The 18,267-nt window shown below is 65.7% G+C and carries 17 protein-coding genes; 10 read left to right on the top strand and 7 right to left on the bottom strand.

From position 1 onward, the window contains the following. Positions 1-3: 3 nt before the first annotated feature. From mnmE to rpmH, 4 genes are all read right to left on the bottom strand, one after another. The gene (gene mnmE / locus ACW7G3_RS04945; RefSeq protein WP_456981830.1) at positions 4-1,341 is read right to left on the bottom strand and encodes a tRNA uridine-5-carboxymethylaminomethyl(34) synthesis GTPase MnmE; all 1,338 of its coding nucleotides are present in this window, start codon (positions 1,339-1,341) and stop codon (positions 4-6) included. A 65-nt stretch (positions 1,342-1,406) separates the two neighbouring features. Further along, positions 1,407-3,164 (bottom strand): membrane protein insertase YidC, encoded by a 1,758-nt coding sequence (gene yidC, locus ACW7G3_RS04940; RefSeq protein WP_456981445.1) that lies wholly within the window; start codon positions 3,162-3,164, stop codon positions 1,407-1,409. Positions 3,165-3,177: 13 nt separating this feature from the next. Then, positions 3,178-3,606, bottom strand: coding sequence for a ribonuclease P protein component (gene rnpA, locus ACW7G3_RS04935; protein ID WP_456974299.1), 429 nt, complete (start codon positions 3,604-3,606; stop codon positions 3,178-3,180). A gap of 62 nt (positions 3,607-3,668) precedes the next feature. Then, complete coding sequence (gene rpmH, locus ACW7G3_RS04930) at positions 3,669-3,809, bottom strand: 50S ribosomal protein L34 (protein WP_456974297.1); 141 nt, start codon at positions 3,807-3,809, stop codon at positions 3,669-3,671. A gap of 226 nt (positions 3,810-4,035) precedes the next feature. Here rpmH and dnaA point away from each other — a divergent pair, with 226 nt between their 5' ends. From dnaA to ACW7G3_RS04880, 10 genes are all read left to right on the top strand, one after another. Continuing rightward, positions 4,036-5,352, top strand: a complete 1,317-nt coding sequence (gene dnaA / locus ACW7G3_RS04925; RefSeq protein WP_456974295.1) for a chromosomal replication initiator protein DnaA — start codon at positions 4,036-4,038, stop codon at positions 5,350-5,352. Between the two features lie 260 nt (positions 5,353-5,612). After that, on the top strand, positions 5,613-6,713 hold the full coding sequence (gene dnaN / locus ACW7G3_RS04920) for a DNA polymerase III subunit beta (protein WP_456981444.1): 1,101 nt from the start codon (positions 5,613-5,615) through the stop codon (positions 6,711-6,713). 85 nt (positions 6,714-6,798) lie between these two features. Then, positions 6,799-7,878 (top strand): DNA replication/repair protein RecF, encoded by a 1,080-nt coding sequence (gene recF / locus ACW7G3_RS04915; protein WP_456981443.1) that lies wholly within the window; start codon positions 6,799-6,801, stop codon positions 7,876-7,878. 133 nt (positions 7,879-8,011) lie between these two features. Next, the gene (gene gyrB / locus ACW7G3_RS04910) at positions 8,012-10,474 is read left to right on the top strand and encodes a DNA topoisomerase (ATP-hydrolyzing) subunit B (RefSeq protein WP_456974289.1); all 2,463 of its coding nucleotides are present in this window, start codon (positions 8,012-8,014) and stop codon (positions 10,472-10,474) included. A 118-nt stretch (positions 10,475-10,592) separates the two neighbouring features. Then, positions 10,593-11,396: a M48 family metallopeptidase gene (locus ACW7G3_RS04905; RefSeq protein ID WP_456981442.1), complete on the top strand. Its 804-nt coding sequence runs from the start codon at positions 10,593-10,595 to the stop codon at positions 11,394-11,396. A gap of 111 nt (positions 11,397-11,507) precedes the next feature. Then, positions 11,508-12,719 (top strand): tetratricopeptide repeat protein, encoded by a 1,212-nt coding sequence (locus tag ACW7G3_RS04900; RefSeq protein ID WP_456981441.1) that lies wholly within the window; start codon positions 11,508-11,510, stop codon positions 12,717-12,719. A gap of 159 nt (positions 12,720-12,878) precedes the next feature. Continuing rightward, the gene (locus tag ACW7G3_RS04895; protein WP_456981439.1) at positions 12,879-13,541 is read left to right on the top strand and encodes an energy transducer TonB; all 663 of its coding nucleotides are present in this window, start codon (positions 12,879-12,881) and stop codon (positions 13,539-13,541) included. A gap of 84 nt (positions 13,542-13,625) precedes the next feature. Continuing rightward, complete coding sequence (locus ACW7G3_RS04890) at positions 13,626-14,393, top strand: MotA/TolQ/ExbB proton channel family protein (RefSeq protein WP_456981438.1); 768 nt, start codon at positions 13,626-13,628, stop codon at positions 14,391-14,393. Positions 14,394-14,419: 26 nt separating this feature from the next. Next, a complete protein-coding gene (locus ACW7G3_RS04885; RefSeq protein ID WP_456974279.1) occupies positions 14,420-14,836 on the top strand; it encodes an ExbD/TolR family protein in 417 nt (138 codons plus the stop codon). Between the two features lie 15 nt (positions 14,837-14,851). Beyond that, entirely contained in the window at positions 14,852-15,265 is a 414-nt protein-coding gene (locus tag ACW7G3_RS04880; protein ID WP_456974277.1) for an ExbD/TolR family protein, read from the top strand. 145 nt (positions 15,266-15,410) lie between these two features. Here the strand turns inward: ACW7G3_RS04880 and ACW7G3_RS04875 are convergent, their stop codons facing one another. The 3 genes from ACW7G3_RS04875 to cls all read right to left on the bottom strand — a co-directional run bounded on the left by ACW7G3_RS04875 (position 15,411) and on the right by cls (position 18,005). Then, positions 15,411-16,163 (bottom strand): pyridoxine 5'-phosphate synthase, encoded by a 753-nt coding sequence (locus ACW7G3_RS04875; protein WP_456981437.1) that lies wholly within the window; start codon positions 16,161-16,163, stop codon positions 15,411-15,413. 30 nt (positions 16,164-16,193) lie between these two features. Then, on the bottom strand, positions 16,194-16,463 hold the full coding sequence (locus tag ACW7G3_RS04870) for a hypothetical protein (RefSeq protein WP_456974273.1): 270 nt from the start codon (positions 16,461-16,463) through the stop codon (positions 16,194-16,196). A gap of 93 nt (positions 16,464-16,556) precedes the next feature. Beyond that, positions 16,557-18,005, bottom strand: coding sequence for a cardiolipin synthase (gene cls / locus ACW7G3_RS04865; RefSeq protein WP_456981436.1), 1,449 nt, complete (start codon positions 18,003-18,005; stop codon positions 16,557-16,559). Between the last annotated feature and the right edge of the window lie 262 nt (positions 18,006-18,267).

Here is an 18,267-nt window from a genome sequence, read left to right as displayed (position 1 = left end):
AGACTACTTGCCAATACAGAAAGTGGCGAAAATGTGACCCAGTAGATCATCCGGCGCCATCTTTCCGGTGATTTCCCCCAGCTCATCGTGCGCTTCGCGCAGCGCCTCGGCGGCCAGCTCCAAAACCTCCGCCTGCAGGTGCCCACGAGCGTTCTGCAGCGCCGCGGCAGCCGCGGTCAGTGACTGCACGTGGCGCGCGCGCGCAGTGAATTCGCCGCCGCCCTGTTCGCCGCCCACTCCGGCCAGGGCCTGCAGGCGTGCTTGAACCTGATCAAGACCTGCGCCGCTGCGCACCGAAATCCACAGCGTGTCGGCATCGTCCTGGTCATATTCGGGCAGCAGGTCGGACTTGTTGCAAAGCCACAGCACGGCCGGTACGCCTGCAATGGCATCGGCGACCGCGGCACGGCCGGTATCGGGGTCCCGCCCGTCCACGACCACGATCGCCAGATCGGCACGGCCCAGCTCGGTCCGCGCCCGGCGCATGCCTTCGCGCTCGATCGCATCCCCGCCCTCGCGCAGCCCGGCAGTATCGACCAGGGTCAGCTCCACGCCGGCCACGCGCACCGTCTCGGCCAGCAGGTCACGGGTGGTGCCGGCGATGTCGGTCACGATGGCCCGCTCACTGCCGGCCAGGGCATTGAGCAGAGAGCTCTTGCCGGCGTTGGGCGGGCCCACGATCACCGCGTGCAGGCCATCGAGCAGCCGCCGCCCGCGTTCGGCGGCGGCCAGGAGCTGGTCCAGCAGGACGGCGAGTTCGTCCAGATGGGCGGCCACTTCGTCGCCACCCAGGGTCTCCAGCGGCTCGTCGGAAAAATCGATCATCGCCTCCACGTGCACCCGCAGGGCCAGCATGCGCTCGGCGATCGATTCCACCCGCGTGGAGAACTCCCCATCCAGGGCGCGGCGGGCGGCGCGGGCGGCGCGCAGGTCGGCGGCGGCGATCAGGTCGGCAACCGCTTCGGCCTGGGCCAGGTCCAGGCGGCCGTTGAGGAAGGCGCGCTCGCTGAATTCTCCCGGTCGGGCGCGGCGGGCGCCACGGGACAGGCACAGCTCCACCAGCCTGTGCAGCACGGCCGGGCTGCCATGGGCCTGCAGCTCGACCACATCCTCGCCGGTGTAGCTGGCGGGCGCGGCGAACAACACGGCGATACCGTCATCCAGCACGGCGCCGTCATCTTCGTGCAGGCGCACGTGGTGGGCGTAGCGCGGGCGCAGCGGCCGGGCGCAGAGTGCTTCGCCAATGGCACGGGCGCCGGGACCGGACAGCCGCACCACCCCGATCCCGCCGGCACCGGCAGCAGTGGCAATGGCGACGATGGTGTCCTGCGTGGCGGTCACGGCGTGGCTGTGCATGGCGCTGCGGCGCAAGCGGGTGCCGGCCGCGTGGGCCGGCACCGCCGGGGTCAGGCCTTGGCCGGCTTGGGCGGCTGCGGCTTGGAAGGCTGGTCCGGCTTGCCGGGATCACCGCTGAAGCGGCGCAGGAACCACCACTGCTGGGCCAGGCCCAGCGCACCGTTGGTGACCCAGTACAGCACCAGGCCGGCCGGGAAGAAGATCATGATCGCGCCGAAGATCACCGGCATCAGCTGCATGATCTTCTGCTGGGTCGGATCCATGCCGGTCATCGGGCTGAGCTTCTGCGTGGCCCACATCACCGAGATGTTGATCACCGGCAGGATGAACCAGGGATCGGGCGCGGTCAGGTCCTGGATCCAGCCCATCCACGGCGCGTGGCGCAGCTCCACCGATTCCAGCAGCACCCAGTACAGGGCAAAGAAGATCGGCATCTGCAGCAGGATCGGCAGGCAGCCACCGACCGGATTGATCTTCTCCTTCTTGTACAGCTCCATCATCGCCATCTGGAACTTCTGCTTGTCGTCCCCGTAGCGTTCCTTGAGCTGGGCCATGCGCGGCTGGAAGCGGCGCATCTTGGCCATCGATTTGTACTGCGCCGCCGACAGCGGATACAGCGCGATCCGGATCAGGACCACCAGGCCCACGATCGCCCAGCCCCAGTTCTTGACCAGGCCGTGGACCTTGTCGAGCAGCCAGAAGAGCCACTCGCCGAGGAAGGCGAATGCGGAAAAGCGCGAATAGTCGACCGCACGGTCAAAGCCGCGCACGCCCTGGGCCTTGATCTGCTCGACCAGCTTGGGGCCAACCCACAGGCGCGCGTCAACGCTGGCTTCCTGCCCCGCCGCCACCGACAGGCCCGGACCCAGCTGGCGCACCAGGTGCCGCGGACCGTCCTGGTGCACCGAGATGACCGTGCGGTCCTCGGCGCGCGGGATCCAGGCAGTGAAGAAATGGTGCTGCAGGATCGCGGTCCAGCTCTCGGTCGCCTGCAGGTTGATCGCGCCGTCATTGAGGAACTTGGCAAACGGACGCCGGGTGTAGCCTTCCTCGTCGCTGTACCAGGTGGCGCCGTTGAAGCTGAAGGACTCCGGGTTGGTCATGCCGCGGCTGATATTCGGCGGCACCCGCGACAGCTGGCGGTAGACGTAGCCCTGCCACGGCGCATCGCCGGCATTGATGACGGTGTCACGCACGTCGATCGCATAGGAGCCGCGGCGCACGGTGATGGTGCGCCGGATGGTCACACCGTCCGGACCCTGCCAGACGAACGGGACCACGACCTCGTCCCCGGCCTCGTCCAGCCGGTACTCGCGCTGGCCGCTTTCGGCCACGAAGCCGGCCTCGTGGGTCGGCGCGGCCTGGGCCTGGCTGACCCAGCCGCTCTGCGCGGCGTACCAGCGCGAAGGATCGGTATCAAACAGCTTGACCGGGAGACTGTCCTCGTCGCGGGTCTGCGGGTAGGCCAGCAGCGCCGCGTCGACCACGTTGCCCTGGTCCAGGGTCAGGCGCAGCACGTCGGTGACCACGGTCACCGTGTTGCTGGCCGCCGGCGCCGGGGAAGCACTCGCTTCGGCCGTGGGCACCGCGCCGTCGGCAGCGGGCGGGGCAATGGGCACGTTCGACGCATCCGGCACCGCTGCGCCGGGGGAGGGCACCGATGAAGGCACCGCGTTGCCGCCGGCCACCTCGGCCGCGACCGGCAGTTGCGGAGCGGCCTGGACGTTGTCTTCCTTGCGCCATTCCATCCACAGCAGGATGGCCACCATCAGCCAGGCGAAGATCAGGAGGGTGCGGGTCTGGTTCATCGGACAGCCAAGCTTATTCGCCGGAACGAGCCGGCGCGGGTGATCGGGGGGATACGGATGCAGCAGAATCGCCGGGCATTGTGACGCCCATGGACGGGGCGGGCAACGCGCCGGCACGCTGCAGCACGGCCCGCAGGCCCTCGCGCAGCTCGGCACCAGTGGCGGTGGCGGCGGCCCGACGGGCTACGACAACGTAGCTGCCGGCGCGCAACAGGGGGCGCAGCAGGCGGAACTGTTCACGCAGCTGGCGCTTGATACGGTTGCGACCCACCGCGTTCGGATCAACCTTGCGCGACACGGCCAGGCCCAGCCGCGGCGCTTCGCCGTCACTGTGCCAGTGCAGGGCCATCAGGGGCGACGCGGTGCGTCGGCTGTCGGCGAACACGCGGTCAAAATGCGCTCGCGCACGGACGCGCGCCTGCCTCGGAAAGGCAGCGCTCATTGCAGACACGGTCTGGATCGGCGCGGGGACCGCTGGATGGCGGCCGCCCGCAACGCGCGGCCTCAGGCCGACAGGCGCCGACGGCCCTTGGCGCGGCGACGGGCCAGGATCTTGCGGCCGTCCGCAGTCTTCATGCGGGCACGGAAGCCGTGGTCGCGCTTGCGCTTGATGTTGCTGGGCTGGAAAGTGCGCTTGGTAGCCATTTCTAAGGTTTCTCGTGCGGGGGCGCGGCGTTACGCTGCGCTAAACGAACCAGCGATGATAGCGCCGGCCCAGGCAGGCAGTCAACTCGGGGGCGGGGACTGGATGCGCGACCCCGGGGGCGGTGGTAGGCTGCGGCTTCCGCGCCCATCCGGTTGCCCCTGGTCACCGACCCGGGGCAGTGCCGTGGACGGCGCCTGCCCAGCAAGACGCATCATACATTCACACATGGAAGCTTGGCCCCGCTGCCTTGAACGTCTGGAAGCCGAACTGCCGGCCGAAGACATCCACACCTGGCTCAGACCCCTGCAGGCGACGCGCCGTGACAACACCATGGTGTTGTACGCGCCCAACGCATTCGTGCGCGACGAGGTCCGCTCGCGCTACCTGGAACGCATCCGCGAATTGCTCGGCCATTTCGGCGGCAACGACGATGTGTCGCTGGAAATCGGGTCGATGCCGCGGCCCAGCGTCCCGGTGCAGCAGACGCTGGCTGTTTCTGCGCCGACGGGCCCGGTGTTTCACGGCAACCTGGACAGCCACTACTCGTTCGACAACTTCGTCGAGGGCCGCAGCAACCAGCTGGGCCGTGCCGCGGCCTGGCACGCGGCTGAAAACCCGGGCGACCGCGCCCACAACCCGCTGCTGCTCTATGGAAGCACCGGACTGGGCAAGACCCACCTGATGTTCGCCGCGGGCAACCGGATGCGCGAGATCAATCCTTCCGTCCGGGTGCTGTACCTGCGCTCGGACCAGTTTTTCAACGCCATGATGCGGGCCCTGCAAGAAAGGGCGATGGATGCATTCAAGCGGCAGTTCCATGAGGTGGACGCGCTGCTGATCGACGACATCCAGTTTTTCGCCGGCAAGGAACGCACCCAGGAAGAGTTCTTCCACACCTTCAATGCGCTGTTCGAGGGCCGCCAGCAGATCATCATGACCTGCGACCGGTTCCCGCGGGAGGTGGAGGGCCTTGAGCCACGGCTGAAGTCGCGCCTGGCCTCCGGGCTGTCGGTGGCGATCGATCCGCCGGACTTCGAGACCCGGGCCCAGATCGTGCTGTCCAAGGCGCAGGAGCGTGGAGCCCAGATCCCCGAGGACGTGGCCTTCCTTATTGCCAAGCGCATGCGCTCCAACGTGCGCGACCTGGAAGGGGCACTCAACACCCTGGCGGCAAGGGCAAACTTCACCGGCCGCGCCATCACCGCCGAGTTCGCCCAGGAAACCCTACGCGACCTGCTGCGCTCGCAGATGCAGAGCGTCAGCATCGGCAACATCCAGAAGACCGTGGCGGACTACTACGGCCTGCAGATGAAGGATCTGCTGTCCAAGCGGCGCACCCGGATGCTGGCCCGCCCCCGCCAGGTGGCGATGGCCCTGTCCAAGGAGCTGACCGAGCACAGCCTGCCCGAGATCGGCGATGCCTTTGCCGGTCGCGACCACACCACCGTGCTGCACGCCTGCCGCCAGATCCGCAAGCTGATGGAAACCGACGGCAAGCTGCGCGAGGACTGGGATAAATTGATCCGGAAACTAAGTGAATAAGTGCCTTTTTAGCGCCCCGGAACACGTGGATGACAAAGTCGGGGGCAAGCTGTGGACAAGTCTGGGATAATTTACCGGCGCCAAAGTTGTCCACAGGTTGCACTCACCATCCAGGGCAAGTTGTACACCTGGTTGTTACTGCAAGATTAACGTTACAAATCAACAACTTGAAGTAGTTATCAAGCGTTTTCGGCGACACCACCACCACCAGCTTTTGATTCTTATACAAAAACTGGTAGAGCCTAGGGGAACCCACCGGCATGCGTTTCAGCCTCCAGCGCGAAGTCTTTCTCAAGCCACTGACCCAGGTGGTCAACGTCGTCGAGCGTCGGCAGACCCTGCCGGTGCTGGCCAACCTCCTGGCCCAGGTCCAGGACGGGCAGCTGTCCTTGACCGGGACCGACTTGGAAGTGGAAATGGTTGCCCGTACCCAGGTCGACGATGCCGAGGACGGGGAAGTCACGATTCCGGCGCGCAAGCTGTTCGAAATCGTTCGAGCCCTGCCCGACGGCAGCAAGGTCACGGTCAGCCAGGCCGGCGACAAGATCACCGTGCAGGCGGGCCGCAGCCGGTTCAGCCTTGCCAGCCTGTCGGCCAATGATTTCCCGGCGATTGACGAAGTCGAGACCACCGAGCGGATCCGGGTGCCCGAAGCGGCGCTGAAGGAGCTGATCGAACGGACCTCGTTCGCCATGGCCCAGCAGGACGTGCGCTACTATCTCAACGGGCTGCTGTTCGATCTTGGTGAAGACCGGCTGCGCTGCGTGGCGACCGACGGTCACCGCCTGGCCCTCTGCGAAGCGCCGCTGGAGGCCAACATCTCCAGCAAGCGGCAGATCATCCTGCCGCGCAAGGGTGTGACCGAGCTGCAGCGGCTGCTGGAGGGCGGCGACCGGGAGCTGGAGCTGGAACTGGACCGCAGTCATCTGCGGGTCAAACGCGACGATGTGACCTTCACCAGCAAGCTGATCGACGGCCGCTTCCCCGATTACGCGGCGGTGATTCCGATTGGTGCCGACCGCGAAGTGCGCGTGAACCGCGAAGTCCTGCGCGCCGCGCTGCAGCGTGCTGCCATCCTGTCGAACGAGAAGTACCGCGGCGTGCGGGTGGAAGTATCCCCGGGGCAGCTCAAGATCAGCGCGCACAACCCCGAGCAGGAAGAAGCCCAGGAAGAGATCGAGGCGCAGACCACGGTCGACGATCTGGCAGTGGGTTTCAACGTGAACTACCTGCTGGACGCGCTGGGCGCCTTGCGTGACGAGGAGGTGGTGCTGCAGCTTCGCGACGCGAACTCATCCGCACTGGTGCGGGAGGCGAGCAGTGAGAAATGCCGGCATGTGGTGATGCCGCTGCGTTTGTGACAGGCACCATGTTCCACGTGAAACAACAACGCCCGGCCCAGTCCGGGCGTTTTTATCCCTGGACATTGCGCAGCCGGGGGATCCGATGCGGGTGAGCCGGCTGCGGATCAGCGATCTGCGACGCCTGGAGCAGGTGGAACTCGAACCGGCCCCCGGGCTCAATCTGTTGCTGGGGGACAACGGCGCTGGCAAGACCAGCGTGCTGGAAGCGCTGCACCTGATGGCGTACGGCCGCAGCTTCCGCGGGCGAGTGCGTGATGGGTTGATCCGGACCGGCGCAGAGGCTCTGGAAATCTACGTCGAATGGTCACAGGACAGCGCGCAGCGCGACCGTCGGGCAGGGTTGCGCCATTCCGGTAGCAGCTGGGAGGGCCGTCTGGACGGGCAGGGGGTTGTCCAGCTTGGGGAACTCTGTGCCGCGCTGCAGGTGGTGACCTTCGAGCCCGGCAGCCATGCCCTGGTCGGCGGCAGCGGAGATCCGCGGCGCCGGTTCATGGATTGGGGATTGTTCCACGTGGAACCCGGGTTCCTTCCGCTGTGGCGGCGCTATGCCCGGGCCTTGAGGCAGCGCAATGCGCTGCTGAAGCAAGGGGCGCCGTCTGACCAGCTGGACGTCTGGGATCTGGAGCTGGTGACGGCCGGAGAGGGGCTGACGGACTTTCGCGAGGCCTACCTGCAGAGCCTGCAGGACGTGCTGGCGGCCACCTCTGCGCAGATTGCACCGATGCTCGGGCACGCCGGGCTGCAATTTCTCCCCGGATGGAAGAGGGAAAGCATGTCCCTGGCCGACGCGCTGCTGCTGGCCCGGGACAGGGATCGGATGTTGGGACATACCAGCACCGGACCTCATCGTGCGGATTGGCGGGTGGCTTTCGCGTCGATGCCGCATGACGAGGCCCTGTCGCGCGGTCAGGCCAAGCTCGCCGCGCTGTCCTGTCTTTTGTCCCAGGCCCGGCATCTGGCGGATCAGCTGGGCGAGTGGCCGGTAGTGGCGCTGGACGACATGGCGTCCGAACTTGATGCGGGTCACCGCGCCCGGGTGCTGGCAACTCTGGCGGAAAGCGGCGCGCAGGTCTTCGTGACGGGGACTGACGCGCCCGAAGCGCCTGTCGGGCAGCCGGTGCGTGTGTTCCACGTGGAACACGGCAGGATCAGCGGGGCCTGATCGCTGCACCGACCCGCTCAGGGGGCAGGGCGGGGCAAATGCTATAATTCATCGGTTGAGCCCCTTGTGAGTGCTGGGCGGGCTCTCGTGCGTTGCAAACGCGCTGGAGCTTCCAGCCAACCCGGATACATGAATGACTGACACCACTCCCGATACGCCGGAAGTCGATAACGCTTCCTACGATTCCAGCCGGATCACCGTGCTGCGCGGCCTTGAAGCCGTGCGCAAGCGGCCCGGCATGTATATCGGCGATGTGCATGACGGCACCGGCCTGCACCACATGGTGTTCGAGGTGGTCGACAACGCTGTCGACGAGGCGTTGGCCGGGCATGCCGACGAAATCGTGGCCACGATCCACCAGGACGGCTCGGTTTCGGTGTCGGACAACGGCCGCGGCATTCCCGTTGACGTGCACAAGGAAGAAGGGGTTTCCGCCGCCGAGGTCATCATGACCGTGCTGCACGCGGGCGGTAAGTTCGACGACAACAGCTACAAAGTGTCTGGCGGCCTGCACGGCGTCGGCGTTTCGGTGGTCAATGCGCTGTCCGAGCATCTGTCGCTCGACATCTGGCGCGATGGTGAGCATTACCGCCAGGAATACCGGCACGGCGAACCCCAGTATCCGCTCAAGGCGGTAGGGCCGGCCGATGGCCGACGCGGCACGGTGCTGCGCTTCAAGCCGTCCACCGACATGTTCACCAACACCGAGTTCCAGTACGAAATCCTCGCCCGGCGCCTGCGCGAGCTGTCATTCCTGAACTCGGGCGTACGCATCACCCTGGTGGACGAGCGCGGAGATGACGACGGCAACGAGCGCCGGGATACGTTCGAATACGAAGGCGGCATCCGCTCTTTCGTCGAGCACCTGGCCCAGCTCAAGACCCCGCTGCATCCGAACGTGATTGCGGTGTCCGGCGAGCAGAACGGGATCGTGGTGGAAGTGGCCCTGCAGTGGACCGATTCCTATCAGGAAACGATGTACTGCTTCACCAACAACATTCCGCAGAAGGACGGCGGTACCCACCTGCAGGGCTTCCGTGCCGCGCTGACGCGCACGCTGACCAACTACATCGAGCAGAACGGCGTCGCCAGGCAGGCCAAGGTGCAGCTGTCCGGCGACGACATGCGCGAGGGCATGATCGCGGTGCTGTCGGTGAAGGTCCCCGACCCCAGCTTCTCGTCGCAGACCAAGGAAAAGCTGGTCTCATCGGACGTGAGACCGGCGGTGGAGCAGACCTTTGGCGCCCGCCTCGAAGAATTCCTCCAGGAAAACCCCAACGAAGCCAAGGCCATCACCGAGAAGGCGGTGGACGCTGCCCGCGCCCGCGAGGCCGCACGCAAGGCCCGTGATCTGACCCGACGCAAGGGCGCGCTGGATATCGCCGGCCTGCCGGGCAAGCTGGCCGACTGCCAGGAGAAGGATCCGGCCCTGTCCGAATTGTTCATCGTCGAGGGTGACTCCGCTGGCGGTTCGGCCAAGCAGGGCCGCAACCGCAAGAACCAGGCGGTGCTGCCGCTGCGCGGCAAGATCCTCAACGTCGAGCGCGCCCGCTTCGACCGCATGCTGTCTTCCGACCAGGTTGGCACGCTGATCACGGCGCTGGGCACCGGCATCGGCAAGGACGACTACGATCCGGACAAGCTGCGCTACCACAAGATCATCATCATGACCGACGCGGACGTGGACGGCGCCCACATCCGCACCCTGCTGCTGACCTTCTTCTACCGGCAGATGCCGGAGCTGATCGAGCGCGGCCACGTCTACATCGGCCTGCCGCCGCTGTACAAGGTCAAGCAGGGCAAGAACGAGCTCTACATGAAGGACGACGCGGCGCTCAACGCCTATCTGGCGTCCAATGCGGTCGAGGGCGCTTCGCTGGTGCCGGCCGAGGGCGAGCCGCCGATCGAAGGCCAGGCGCTGGAAAACCTGCTGCTGGTCTACGCCCGGGCCCAGGAAGCGATCGCCCGCAACGCGCACCGCCACGATCCGGCACTGATCGAGGCGCTGATCGACTTCACCCCGCTGGATCCGGAAATTGTCATCGAGAACATCGACGAGCGCCATGAGCTCGATGCCCTTGCTGCACGCCTGAACCAGAGCGGTGCGGGCAGACCGGTGTATACGCTGGACCTGCAGACCGATGCCGACGGCCGGCCCGTGGCCCTGGTGGGCACGCGCCGCCACATGGGCATGGAGCAGCGCCATGTGTTGCCGCTGGCAGTGCTGGAAAGCGGCGAACTGAAGCCGGTGCGTGACGCGGCCGAGTTGCTGCACGGGTTGATCCGCGAAGGGGCCATGATCCTGCGCGGCAACCGGACCCAATCAGTGACCAACTTCGCCCAGGCCCATGCCTGGCTGATGGACGAGGCCAAGCGCGGTCGGCAGATCCAGCGCTTCAAGGGCCTGGGTGAGATGAATCCCGAGCAGCTGTGGGACACCACGGTCAATCCCGACACCCGCCGCCTGCTGCAGGTGCGGATCGAGGACGCAGTGGGCGCCGACCAGATCTTCAGCATCCTGATGGGCGATGTGGTGGAGCCGCGCCGCGAATTCATCGAAGACAACGCGCTGAAGGTTTCGAACCTGGACGTCTGACCGGACTTTGCCCGGCCGGCCTTCCCTGGCCGGTCGCGGGCACTGTTTACATATTCTTCAGCCCGAGCCGACTACAACGGCTTCAAAGCACTCCGGTACAAGGACAGGGAACACACCCATGAAGAAGCTTCTCCTGGCGCTGGCCGTCGCCCTGGTGGCCGTCGCTTGCGCCACCACCACCTCGCCTACCGGCCGCACCCAGTACGTCGGCGCGGTATCGCAGGACCAGCTCAACCAGCTTGGCGCCCAGGCTTTCACCCAGATGAAGAGCGAACAGCGCGTGGCCGGCGGCCAGCAGAGCAGCTATCTCACCTGCGTGGTCAACGCGCTGGTGCGGGAACTGCCGGCCGACCAGCGCCAGATTGCCTGGGAGGCTGCGGTGTTCGTCGATGACAGCCCCAATGCCTTCGCTTTGCCCGGCGGCAAAGTCGGCGTGAACACCGGTCTGTTCACCGTGGCCCGTGACCAGCACCAGCTGGCGGCGGTGGTTGCCCATGAGATCGGCCACGTCACTGCCCGCCATCACGACGAGCGCATCACCCGCCAGTACGGCGCCGCCGGTGCGCTGCAGGTGGTCGGCGGGCTGCTGGGTGCACGCTATGGCGAGGGCATTGGCAATGCCGCGATGCAGGGCGGCAGTATTGCGGCCCAGGCAGGCTTCCTGCTGCCGGGCTCGCGTGCCCAGGAAACCGAAGCCGACGTGGTCGGACAGGACCTGATGGCCCGCGCCGGCTTTGATCCGCGCAAGGCCGTCGACCTGTGGCAGAACATGATTGCCGCCGGTGGCAGCCGGCCTCCGGAGTGGCTGTCCACCCACCCCAACCCCGAGGCGCGCATCGGCGAACTGCAGGCCCGTGCTTCCGGCCTGGTGCCGGTGTACGAACAGGCTCGTGCCTCTGGCCGCAGGCCCGCCTGCGGCTGATTGCCCGCCATTTTCCCACTGGCTGCTGTCTCCGGGCCGGTCCTGTGCCAAAATCCTGTTTTCCGGTGCGCTCCTGCGCCCGGACGTCGTCCAGAGATGAAAGGTGACTCCATGAAATCCACCCCCCATGCTCCCGCGCTGATCGCACTTGCCGTCGCGGCTATCCTTGCTGGCGGCACTGCCGCAGAAGCCACCGCCGCCACCTCGCCTGCGGTTGCCGCGGCCGCCGACGAATGCCAGCGCAGCCGGCGTGGCTCCAGTGCCAAGGAGGAAGTTGAAGAGCGTTACCCCAACGCAACCCGCGAATCACCGGAAGAAGGTGCCTCTTCGCGGATGGCGCAGCGACTCAACCGCCTCAATGCCGCGATGCAGGATGAGGAGTACGCCAAGGTCATCGAGCAGGCTGAGGACATCATCGCGCAGGAGCGCGCCAACAACTACGACAAGGCCTATGCCTCCAACATGGCCGGCCACGCGTCCTACAACGCCGACGACGTCGAGGCGGCCAAGCGCTATATCGCCCAGGCCATCGAGTACGACGCGCTCGACAACAACAACCACTTCCAGGCCATGCTGATGGTGGCCCAGTTGCACGCCCAGGATGAAGAGACCGAGCAGAGCCTGACCCTGCTGGATCGCTACTTCGCCGAGTCGGGCAGCAGCGAAGCGAGCGACCTCGCCCTGCGTGGGCAGCTGCTGTACCAGGCCGAGCGCTATGACGAGGCGATTCCTGCCCTGCGAGAGGCAATCGACGCGGCGGAAGAACCCCACGCCAGCTGGACCCAGGCCCTCATGGCGGCCTATGCGGAGACAGGTCGCGACGCGGAGGCTACCGCCATGGCGGAGCAGATCGCTTCCAACTCACCTGACGACAAGCGTTCGCAGATGAACCTCGCCGCCATGTACATGCAGGTCGACCAGAACGACAAGGCGATCGAGGTCATGGAGCGACTGCGTGCCGCCGGTGAGCTCACCGAGGACCGCGAGTACCGCAACCTGATGGCTCTGCATCTGAATACCGACGGTGGCGAGGCTGCCGCCATCGCAGTGATCAACGAAGGTCTGGAGAAGGGCGTACTGGAAAGCAATCACCAGACCTTCCTCGCGCTCGCCCAGGCCCATTACTTCTCCGATCAGGTGGAGCCGGCGATTGACGCCTACCGCAAGGCCGCCCCGCTGGACAGCAGTGGCGAGACCTACCTCAACCTGGCACGCGTACTCTACGGAGAAGGTCGGGAAGCGGAAGCTGCCGACGCCGCCAGACAGGCGCTCGAGAAGGGCGTGAGGCGTCCGGAAGAGGCGCGCCGCATCATCGGAAACTGATCCTGCAGTGCTTTCGCATGTGCCAATCGTTGCCCCATTTCGGTTGGTAACGCGTAACAGGATTGGTATAGACTTGGAATTTCCCGTTGGCAAAACGCAACGGGATTTCCGAACCACCAGAACCGGGCCGCACGTCCGGATAGACTCGAGTTTTTCCGCATGACGCAACGCTTGCCGAACAACGAGACGGGCCAGGACCCAGGCCTGGATTGGGCGCGCATCGCCGGCTTCACCATGGTGATCACCTTCCACGTGGCAGCCGTGCTGCTGCTCCTGGCTCCTGTCAATCCTCCCGCCGCCGACGCGGAAAGGGATGACGTGACCCAGGTCGTGATCATCGAACCGCCGCCGCCGCCGCCACCCCCGCCGCCGCCGCCGCCGGAGCCGGAACGGCCGCCGGAGATCAAGGAGCTGTCGCCGCCGCAGCCTTCGCCGCTGCCGCCACCGCCGGATGATCCGCCGGTAGTCTTCGACACCCCTTCGCCGATGGACACGCCTGCGCCACCGCCGGCGCCACCAGCGCCGCCCGCACCGCCGCAAAGTATCGAGGCCAGCGTCGACGTTTCCTCGCGCGCCATGAATCCGCCGCGTTACCCGCCGGCAGCGCTGCGCTCGGGCATCACCGGTACAGTGATCCTGATCATCAGCGTCGATGCCCAGGGCAACGTGACCGATGTGCAGGTCGAACGGTCCAGTCGCAACCGCGATCTTGACCGTGCAGCCATCCAGGCGGCACGCAAGTGGCGCTTCAATGCGGCCAAGATCGATGGGGTTTCTTCTGCCGGGCGCGTGCGCGTTCCGGTCGACTTCAACCTCGACTGACCGCGTGCTCCACTGCTTCCACAAGATTCATCAGTTCCAATCCCGATTCACCAACTCCACCTTCAACATTCAAAGGTAAGCGTCATGCTGCAGGAAACTACCAACGCCCCTACCGGAGCCGCCGACAGCGCCGCAGCGCTGCAGCAGATGGGCTTCGGCGACATGATCCACCACCTGGACATCGTCGGCTGGTCGGCTCTGATCACCCTTCTCGTCATGTCTGCGCTTTCGATCTACTGGATCATCTTCAACCTCATCAAGAACCAGCGCCTCAAAGGCAGTACCGACCGCGTGGTCCGCACGTTCTGGGAAACCCCGAACGCGCAGGACGCAATCCGCTACATGGAAGAACAGCGTCCGAGCGAGCCGTTCTCCAAGATTGCCCTTGATGCTGCCCAGGCGGCTGCCCACCACCAGCGCCACGAAGGTTCGCGCCTGGTCGAGTCGCTGACCCGCTCCGAGTATGTCGACCGCGCCCTGCGTCAGGCCGTGGTGCGCGAATCGCTGCGTCTCGAGTCCGGTCTGACCCTGCTGGCCACCGTGGGTTCGATCGCTCCGTTCGTCGGTCTGCTCGGTACCGTGTGGGGCATCTACCGCGCCCTGATCCGCATCGGCGCCAGCGGCCAGGCCGACATCGGCGCGGTGGCCGGTCCGGTGGGTGAGGCGCTGATCATGACCGCGATCGGTCTGGGCGTGGCAATTCCGGCGGTGCTTGGCTACAACTTCTTCAACCGTGCCAACCGGATGCTCAACAACAAGCTCGATACCTTCGCCCATGACCTGCACGACTTCTTTGCGATCGGTTCGCGCGTGGGTGATGTTTCCGCCCCGGCACCTGCAAAGAAGGCTTGATCCGGACAGACTGAGGGAGGCCGCATATGTCCTACAGTGCCAACCAAGGTGGCGGCGAGCCGATGGCGGCGATGAACGTCGTGCCGCTGGTCGACGTGATGCTGGTGCTGCTCATCATCTTCATGGTGACAGCACCCCTGATGGCACATCGGGTTGAAGTCGAGTTGCCCCGTGCCGATCTGGAAGACCGCCCCGACCAGGCACCGCCTGCGCCGCCGATCACCATCGCAGTGAAGGAAAACGGCGATATCTTCCTCAATGACCAGCCGGTCACACGCGAGTTGCTGGAAAGCGCGCTTTCGGTGGAGGCGCAGAAGACGCCGCAGCCACCGGTCAACGTGCGCGGCGACCGCACCACCCCGTATCGCACGATCAACGAGGTGGTGACCATTGCGCAGGCCCAGGGCATGCGCAAGGTCGGCTTTGTCGCCACACGCGAGTAACAACGGAGATCCACGATGGCGTTCAGTTCCAACTCCAGCGACGGCCCAATGGCTGAAATCAACATCATTCCGCTTGCGGACGTGATGCTGGTTCTGCTGATCATCTTCATGGTGACCGCGCCGCAGCTGTCTTACCCCATCGATATCGACCTGCCGCAGCGCTCCGAGACGCCACCGGAGCAGCGGCTTGACCCGCCGGAGCCAATCCGGCTGCGGATCGATGGTGCGGGTCAGGTGTTCTGGAATGACAGTCCAACGCCGGTGACCGCCCTGCGCAACATGATGGAAGCCGAGGTCCAGCGCGATCCGGGCAATCAGCCGACGTTGGAGATCGACGCCGCAGAGGATTCGGAATATGGAATCCTGGCCAAGGTCCTGGCTGAAGCCAAGAACGCGCAGATGCTGAAGATCGGCTTCGTCAAGAAGTAAGGCCAAGAAACAGGGCCAAGAAGCAGAGGTGTTCCCGGTACGCCGTTGCCTGCAGCGCGGCGTACCGGACAACAGCCGCAAAGTTGAACGCCGCCCAATGGGCGGCGTTTTTTTGTCGTGCCTTCAATGTCTGTACCGTCAGTCCTCAGACCGCGACTATTTTCCGATAGTTTGACACCGTGGTGGCCAAGCCCTGGTAGAGGGCTTCGCTGATCAGCGCATGACCGATCGAGACCTCAAGCACGCCGGGTACCGCGGCCAGGAATTCAGCCAGGTTGTCCTGGCTCAGGTCATGGCCGGCGTTGACGCCCAGCCCGGCGTCCTGCGCACGACTGGCTGCAGCAATGAACATCGGCAGCGCCGTGGAGGCCTCCCCGCGTGCGTGGGCTTCGGCAAAGGGACCGGTGTAGAGCTCGATCCGGTCGGCGCCAATCGCCGCCGCGCGGGTCAGGCTCAGGCCGGTGTCGGCATCTGCAAACAGGCTGACCCGGCAGCCCATGTCCCTGAGGGCCGTAATCGGCTGGCGAAGCCGTTCGGCATCGGCGGCCAGATCGAAACCATGATCGGAGGTGAGCTGCTCATCTCCATCCGGAACCAGGGTCGCCTGATGGGGTTGGGCCCGTTCGCACAGCGGCAGGAAACCCGGATAGCCCGCCCGCGCAGGGGCGAAGGGATTGCCTTCCAGGTTGAACTCCACGCCGCGGTCCCGGCACAGGCGGGCCAGCTTCAGCACATCGTCGGTGCGGGCGTGGCGCGCATCGGGGCGGGCATGCAGGGTCAGGCCATGCGCACCGGCATCCAGGCAGGTCACCGCCGCGCGCAGGATGTCGGGTTCGCCCCCCCCGCGTGAATTGCGCAGCAGGGCTACCTTGTTGAGGTTCACACTGAGTCTGGTCATGAAAAGCGGCTTCCCGGCCAAGGTGTTCGGTCAGCGGTCAGCGGCCGATGTGCGATCGGCCACGGACCCAGACGCACGGCGGGCCTCGGCCTGTTCGCGCAGTCGGCGCAGCTCCTGCGGGTCGATCATCATCGTCTCGTCCCTTGAGCGCGTACCGACCCTTTGTGCAACCAGGCCCATCACCCAGATCACCATCAGCACCAGCGCCACCAGGATGCAAATGACGGCGAGCGCCATCGAGGTAGTGGTCATTGCAATTGCAAATGCGGCGATTGCCAGCAGCAGGAACAGCCAGGGCATGGGGTGTTTTCCTCCTTGAACGGGAACAGTCTAACGCCTTGGCCGCGCCCGGGAAGCCGCCCGGTCCATGGAACCAGCCGTCCGTCCCGGATCCTAGAGCAGCGGTGACAGCAGTCTGGCCAGTGCCTCGGGCAGGAGTTCACGAAACAGCGGTCGTTCCTCGGCACGCTGGACCACGGGCGCATTCTCGAATTCCCCCTGCAGGTGCCGCTCAAGCTTGGCGGCCAGGTCGGTGTCATCAAGCAGTGCCGAGACCTCGAAGTTGAGGCGGAAGCTGCGGTGATCGAAGTTGGCGCTGCCAAGCACTACCAGGTGGTCGTCCACCAGCAGGGCCTTGGTATGCAGCATGCGCGGGCCGTACTCGTGCACCTTCACCCCGGCCTTGATCAGGGTGTCGAAATACGAGCGCGCGGCCAGGGTGACCAGGCGGCTGTCGGAGCGCTTGGGAACCAGCAGTCGCACGTCCAGTCCGGCCAGGGCGGCGGAGGTCAGCGCCATCATTGCCGCCTCGCCTGGCACGAAGTAGGGGGTGGCCAGCCATACCCGCCGCTGCGCGCCGTGGATCGCGCCCACGTGCAGGCGGTGAATGGCTTCCCAGGAAGAATCAGGTCCTGAGGTGAGGATCTGGGTGCGGATGGTCCCGAGCTCATCTGGGCGGGGAGTCTGCCGATGGATTTCATCAACACAGGCGTCTTCGCCGGTGGCGTAGATCCAGTCCTCCACGAACACACGCTGCAGGCGCAGCACCGCTTCGCCCTCCAGCCGCAGGTGCAGGTCGCGGAACGCGTCATCATTATGGCGCTCATCATGATCGTCGCTGATGTTGACGCTGCCGGTGTAGCCGATCCGACCGTCGATGACCACGATCTTGCGGTGCGAGCGCATGTTCAGCCACGGGCGCTGCCAGACGCGGCCGAACTTGGGCGGATGGAACCACGCCAGCTCGCCCCCGGCTTCGACAAAATCGGTGAAGAAGCGCCGCGACCGGCTGCCGCCGACCGCGTCGATCAGCAGCCGCACCTTGACCCCGGCGCGCACCCGATCGGTGAGCGCATCACGCAGCGCGGTGCCCGCATGGTCCGGGTGGTAGATGTAGTACTCAAGATGGATGTGGGTGGTGGCCGCGCGCACGTCGTCCAGCAGCGCGTCGTAGGTGGCACAGCCATCAACCAGCAGGCGCACGCTGTGGGCAAGGCTGCGGGACAGCCCGGTGCTGGCTTCGGCCAGGCGGGTCAGCTCCGCGGCATCGCTGGATTCTCCGGTGTAATCGGCATCTCCGGTCATCCGTGCCCGGCTGGTTTCCCGCCGCAGCTGATGGCGGCGGATCCGCTGCGGGCCGAACACGTGGTAGATCAGGAACCCGAGATAGGGCAGCAGGGCCAGGCCCAGCAGCCAGCTCAGCGTCGCTACCGGCTCGCGCTTCTGCAGGATGATCCACCCACCCAGCAGCAGCAGATAGGCCAGCCAGCCGAATACCAGCACCAGGACCAGGCCACTGCCGGAGGCGAGCAGCTCCCAGCCACGCTGCAGCAGTTCGGGCATGTCCCACATCCTTCGACAGGCGCCGAGCCGGCGCTTTTACAGGCTAACCCGAGCGCGGCGGTTGCCGAACCCACGGGTGTCCACGGCACTGTAACGCCCGAGGTCGCGGGTGTAACACCGGTGTTACACCCCGCTGGAGGGTGAAATCCGCGCCGTTGCGGGAGATTGCACCGGCAACGCGCCCGCAGCTGCCAAGCAGCTGTTACACCCTGGCAGGCAAAGCTGATTGGCCATGAATGCAAGTCATTGAATTGATTGGGTA

Source organism: Luteimonas sp. A478 (genome assembly GCF_054052025.1).
The sequence above is the reverse complement of the archived record's forward strand: the minus strand, read 5'-3'. Positions and strand labels throughout refer to the sequence as shown.